The organism is Paraconexibacter sp., assembly GCF_041602235.1.
In the GTDB taxonomy this organism is placed as follows: domain Bacteria; phylum Actinomycetota; class Thermoleophilia; order Solirubrobacterales; family Solirubrobacteraceae; genus Paraconexibacter.
Genome location: NZ_JBFIGP010000265.1, coordinates 1 through 5,163, shown reverse-complemented (window position 1 = coordinate 5,163; position 5,163 = coordinate 1). Strand labels below are relative to the sequence as shown.

General features: G+C 74.3%; 5 protein-coding genes. 1 reads left to right on the top strand and 4 read right to left on the bottom strand.

Annotation, left to right across the window (positions count from 1 at the left end):
- Positions 1–120 precede the first annotated feature (120 nt).
- Positions 121–1,521 (top strand): DUF3089 domain-containing protein, encoded by a 1,401-nt coding sequence (locus ABYE80_RS16715; RefSeq protein ID WP_372791440.1) that lies wholly within the window; start codon positions 121–123, stop codon positions 1,519–1,521.
- A 4-nt stretch (positions 1,522–1,525) separates the two neighbouring features.
- Here the strand turns inward: ABYE80_RS16715 and ABYE80_RS16710 are convergent, their stop codons facing one another.
- From ABYE80_RS16710 to ABYE80_RS16695, 4 genes are all read right to left on the bottom strand, one after another.
- On the bottom strand, positions 1,526–2,920 hold the full coding sequence (locus ABYE80_RS16710; RefSeq protein WP_372791439.1) for an NAD(P)/FAD-dependent oxidoreductase: 1,395 nt from the start codon (positions 2,918–2,920) through the stop codon (positions 1,526–1,528).
- Complete coding sequence (locus ABYE80_RS16705) at positions 2,917–3,345, bottom strand: nitroreductase family deazaflavin-dependent oxidoreductase (RefSeq protein ID WP_372791438.1); 429 nt, start codon at positions 3,343–3,345, stop codon at positions 2,917–2,919. The genes ABYE80_RS16710 and ABYE80_RS16705 overlap by 4 nt, the downstream gene beginning before the upstream one ends.
- Positions 3,346–3,424: 79 nt before the next feature.
- Positions 3,425–4,693 (bottom strand): helix-turn-helix domain-containing protein, encoded by a 1,269-nt coding sequence (locus ABYE80_RS16700; protein ID WP_372791437.1) that lies wholly within the window; start codon positions 4,691–4,693, stop codon positions 3,425–3,427.
- A 65-nt stretch (positions 4,694–4,758) separates the two neighbouring features.
- A partial coding sequence (locus ABYE80_RS16695; protein WP_372791436.1) for a uracil-DNA glycosylase occupies positions 4,759–5,163 on the bottom strand: 405 nt, incomplete at its 5' end.

Below are 5,163 nucleotides of genomic sequence, written 5' to 3'. Positions count from 1 at the left end.
CGCGCCGGTGGCACGCTCAGGATCACCGCCGGCCGCGGCGTGGGCACCACGATCGTCGCGCGCATCCCGCGGCCCTGACGGGCGGGATACCGACCCGTCGCGGCGTCTAAGGTGCCGGGCATGCGCCGCATGGTCCCCGTCCTGCTGAGCACGATCACGGTCGGCCTCGCCACGGCGGCCAGCGCGTCGGCCGACGCCGTGTGGCTGTGTCGCCCAGGACTGGCGAACGACCCGTGCCAGATCCCGCAGGACACGACGATCCGGGAGCTCGACGGAAGCGAGCGGGTCGAGACGCCCAAGGCATCGGACACGCCCGCGATCGACTGCTTCTACGTCTACCCGACCGTCTCCAACCAGCTGACCGCCAACGCGGACTTCTCGCGCGACCCGGAGATCGAGTCGATCGCGAAGTTCCAGGCGGCACGGTTCAACCAGCAGTGCCGGGTCTACGCGCCGATCTACCGGCAGGCGACGCTCGCGTCGATCGGGACCGGCTACGCGTCGGCGTCCGGAGCCGACCGGCAGCTCGCCTACAAGGACGTGGTCGACGCCTGGCGCGAGTACCTCGCGAAGGACAACGACGGGCGTGGCGTCGTCCTGATCGGCCACTCGCAGGGCACCGGCATGCTGCGCCAGCTCCTGCGGCGGGAGATCGAGCCCGACCCTGCCCAGCTGCGACGACTCGTCAGCGCGCTGCTCATCGGGGGCAATGTGACCGTCGCCGAGGGACGCGATGTCGGCGGCGACTTCCGGTCCACGCCCCTGTGCACGCGCCGGGCCCAGGTGGCGTGCGTCGTCGCGTACTCGACCTTCGCGCAGGACCCCACCACCGACGCCCGCTTCGGACGCTCGCGCACGCCCGCCGCCACCGACCAGAGCACGCTGCCCGGGGGACCCGGCTACGCGGTCGCCTGCACCGATCCCCGTCCCCTGGCCGGCGAGTCCGGTCCGCTGCGCATCCTGCTGCCGACCGAGCCCTACGCGCCCGGGCCGATCGCCGCGGGGATCATCATCACCAACGGCGGGCCGGCACCGACCGCGCCGACGACCTGGGTCGTGCCCGCCGACCGGTACACCGGGGCGTGCCGCACGATCAACGGGGCGAACGTGCTGCGCATCGAACCGGTCGGCGCGTCGCGCAGGCCGAACTTCTTCCCCGAGCCGAACTGGGGCACGCACCTCGTCGACGTCAACCTCGCCTACGAGTCGCTCGTGGCGCTGGTCGCCCAGCAGGCGCGCCGGTGGACCGCACCCGAGCTGCGGCTGACGCGCCGCTGCGTGGGCCGGGGCCGGCTCCGGGTGCGGGTGAGCGGGCCCGAGACCGAGTTCATCCGCGAGGTGCGCTTCAAGTTCGCCAGGCGGCTCGTCGCCCGCGACCGCAGCGCGGCCTACGAGCGCACGCTCTCGGGCCGCACCGTCGCGTCGACCCGGGCCCGCACGCTCCGCGCGGTGATCCGGCTGGACGCCGGTCCGCGGCGCGTGATCCTGCAGCGCACGCTCCCCGGGTGCGGAACGCGCTGAGCGGTCACGGTCCGGGGCTCGCGGGCCACGCGAAGCCCGGTCGCTCGGACGGACGGCTGGTCGAGGCGCGGAAAGACGGCAGCCAGCGGTCGGCACGGATCCCGAGCTCCGCCGGCAGCTCGTCGAGCGCCTCGCGCAGGATCGTGCCGCGCTGACCCGGGTGGCGGTGCAGCGCGTTGAGCAGCCCGAGCACGAGCGAGCCGGGCCCGACGACGCGCTCGGGCGTGCGGGCGCGGTTGAAGTTGTCCCCGAGGTGCTCCGGATGGCCGGCGAACGTGCGGATCACCTCGCGCTGCAGCGCGGTCGCCGGAGGCTTCGGCGCGCTCTCCCTGCACCCCCAGTGGTAGGAGGGCAGGCACTCGCGGTCACGCTCGCGCTCCCACGCCCGCAGCGCCGCATCGACGGCGCTGTCCGGCGCGGCCTCCGCGAGCAGGGGGACCAGTTCCTCGCCGAGCCGGCGACCGAACCGCAGCGCGTCGCGCTGGCCGGATCCGATGACGGGATCCTTGAAGTGCCCGGCGTCCCCGGCGAGCGCCCAGCCCGGACCGCTGGACGCGCGGAAGAACGAGATGGTCTCGGCGGTCGACCGGAGCTTCGACCGGTCCTCCGCGCCGCGCAGGCGCTCACCGATCCCGTCCGGATCCTCCGCCAGCAGGGCATCCCAGCCGTCGTCGGGGTCGCGCCGGAGCTCCGCGATCCGCTCGGCCGGGGGCATGAGGAGGCACAGCACCCGGCCACCCGTCGTGGGGAACGTGTAGCCGATCGTGGTGCCCCACCGCCACTGCGACATCGTCGCGGCCCACGCGGTGCCCGCCTTCGGGTCCGTCATGTACCGGTAGGCGGCGCCGCGCCCGTTGCGGGAGCCCCGGTACGGGCGCCACACCCCGCACCGCGCGGCGATGGTCGACCTGCGCCCGTCGGCGCCGACGACGACGCGGGCACGGATCTCGCGCCGGCGCCCGTCGCTCGTGAAGCGCACGCCGACCGCGCGGCCACCCTCCCAGATCACGTCGGTCACGTCGGCCTGCTCGCGGACCTCGGCGCCGGCCGCGCGCGCCGTCTCGGCGAACGCCAGGTCCTGCTCGGGCCGTGGGATGCACAGTCCGTATCCGACACCCTCGATCGAGGACCAGTGCTCCAGCACCTGCACCTCGCCGCACCCGACGTGCACGTGGTGGCAGCGGGGCGGGTCCAGGGCCAGCAGTCGCTCCAGCGCGCCCAGCCGAGCGGCCTCCGCGACCGCCGACGGCACCAGGACGTGGGTCGAGAGGGTGTCCGACGGCAGGGAGCGGCGCTCCAGGACGACGACCTTGCGACCCGCACGCGCGAGCACCGTCGCGACCGCCGAGCCCGACAACCGGCCGCCGACGACCACGACATCGGCGTGCTCGACGGTCACACGCCCTCCAGGAGGACGATCGGGATGTGTCGCGAGGTCGCGCGTTCGTACGCCTCGTAGTCCGCGTACATGTCGACGAACCGCGGCCAGAGCGCGGCACGCTCCTCCTCGGTGGCCTCGCGCCCGCGGACCCGGCGTCGCTGTGGACCGATGCGCACCTCGGCCAGCGGGTGCGCCTGGAGGTTCAGCCACCAGGCCGGTGGCCGGTCGCTCCCGAGGTTGGACGCCACCACGGCCAGCGCCGGACCGTCCTCGAGATACATGAGGGCGGTCGAGCGCGGCTCACCGGACTTCCGCCCCTTGGTGGTGAGCAGGATCGTGGTCATGCCGAGGAACCGATGGCCGAAGCGACCGCGCGTGCCCGTGTAGAGCTTGCGGTGGATCTTCCAGATGATCTCGGCGACGGGACGAGGGGGAGGGGCCATGGCTCGACGGTACGTCAGGCCCCGCGCCGTGGTCCATCACGTCTTTCGTGAACCTTCCGGCGAGATCTCGCGGGATGCGTCAGTCGCGCGCGTCGTCCGGGGACGTGCCGTCGTGCACGACCGCGTCGAGACGCAGCGCCACGTGGAGCTCCGTGCGACGGTCGCGCAGCGCGGAGCCGAGCAGGTGCTCCACGTCCCGCAGGCGGTTGCGGACGGTGTGCTCGTGGACCCCGAGGATCGCCGCGGCCCCGACGTTGGATCCCGCGAGGAGCCAGGCCTCGAGGGTGTCGCGTGCGGTCGGGGAGAGCGCGCGCAGCGCGGCGAGCTCGGCGCCGACCAGCCGGCGGGCCGCGCGGGGCGCGCCGAGCCCGAGCGCTTCGATGCGCACGTCGCTGGCCCAGACCACGGAGCCGCGCTCGCGTGGCATCCGGGCGAGGACCTCCGCGGCATCGCACGCGTCCTGCCACGTGTCGCGGAACCCGGCCAGGCCGACCGCCGGCTCGCCCAGGGCGACCGGGCGACCGGCGCTCTCGAGGATCTGCGTCGCGGCTCTGCGGACCCGCGGCGCGGGAGCCGCGTCGAGGCGCACCCAGATCGTCGTGCGCGGTGCCGCGTGGTCCTCGACGAGCAGGAGCCCGCATCCGCCCAGCGCGTCGCGCGCGGCGTCGGCCACCTGGTCGGCGGCCCGTCCCGGCGCGTCGGCCAGCACGAGGGCCAGGTGGACGCCGTCGAGCCGATAGCGCAGCAGCCGCTCGGCCTCGACGCCCACGGCCGTGAGCGTGCCGTCGAGGAGGTGACGGACGAGCCGGCGGCGCCGGTCCGCCAGGGACCGGCGCTCCTCGTCGAGCGCCGCGTCGTACGCCGCGAGGGTGGTCCTGAGCATCTGGTCCACGAAGCCGAACATGACCGGGCTGGTCGACCGCAGGATCTCGGCCATCGGAGCGCCCGTCGCGTCCACGTACGCCTCGACCTCGTCGATCCACCACTGCCAGACGGCCTCCTGTCCGACCCGGTAGGACCGTTCGACGATGTCCGCCGGCACGCCGACGCGAGCGAGCTCCCGCGCGAACGCGATGCTCTCGGGCACCGTGATCGAGCGCGGGTCGCGTGCGCCGACGAGGATGTCGCGCAGCGTGTGGATCTTCGCGTGGCACGCCGCCCGGAGCAGGTCGTCGAGATCGCCGCGGTCCATGAAGCCCCGGTAGACCTCCCGCTGGAGCGTCCGCACCAGGTCGGCGGCGAGCACCGTCGGGTCCAGGTCGGCGGACAGCGCCGCCACGTGCGGGGAGATCGGATCGCCGCCGGAGTTCGGTCGACGGGGCTCGATCGGGAGCGGGGCGTGCCTCACGGCTCCGAGCCTGCCAGATCCGACGGGTCGTGGCGAACCGGACCCGTCGGACGGGGCGGCGCGCCTCAGGGCAGGCGCCAGTCCACGGGCGCCGCGCCCTGCTCCTGCAGCAGGAGGTTGGCGCGGCTGAACGGCCGCGAGCCGAAGAAGCCGTTGCTCGCCGACAGCGGTGACGGGTGGGCCGACTCGATGCACGGGACGTCGCGCAGCAGCGGCCGGAGGTTGCGGGCGTTGCGGCCCCAGAGGATGGCGACCAGCGGTCCGCCCCGATCGGCGAGCGCGCGGATCGCCTGCTCCGTCACCGCCTCCCACCCCTTGCCCTGATGGGAGTTGGGCCGGCCGGGCTCGACGGTCAACGCGCGGTTCAGGAGCACCACCCCGCGCTGGGCCCAGGGGGACAGGTCACCGGTCGACGGCGCCGGGTACCCGAGATCCTCGACGTACTCGCGGAAGATGTTGCGCAGGCTGGG

Bases quoted from the DNA above. Each gene is read 5' to 3' on its own strand.
- ABYE80_RS16705 (WP_372791438.1), bottom strand. From the start codon at position 3,345: ATGGCCCCTCCCCCTCGTCCCGTCGCCGAGATCATCTGGAAGATCCAC.
- ABYE80_RS16715 (WP_372791440.1), top strand. From the start codon at position 121: ATGCGCCGCATGGTCCCCGTCCTGCTGAGCACGATCACGGTCGGCCTC.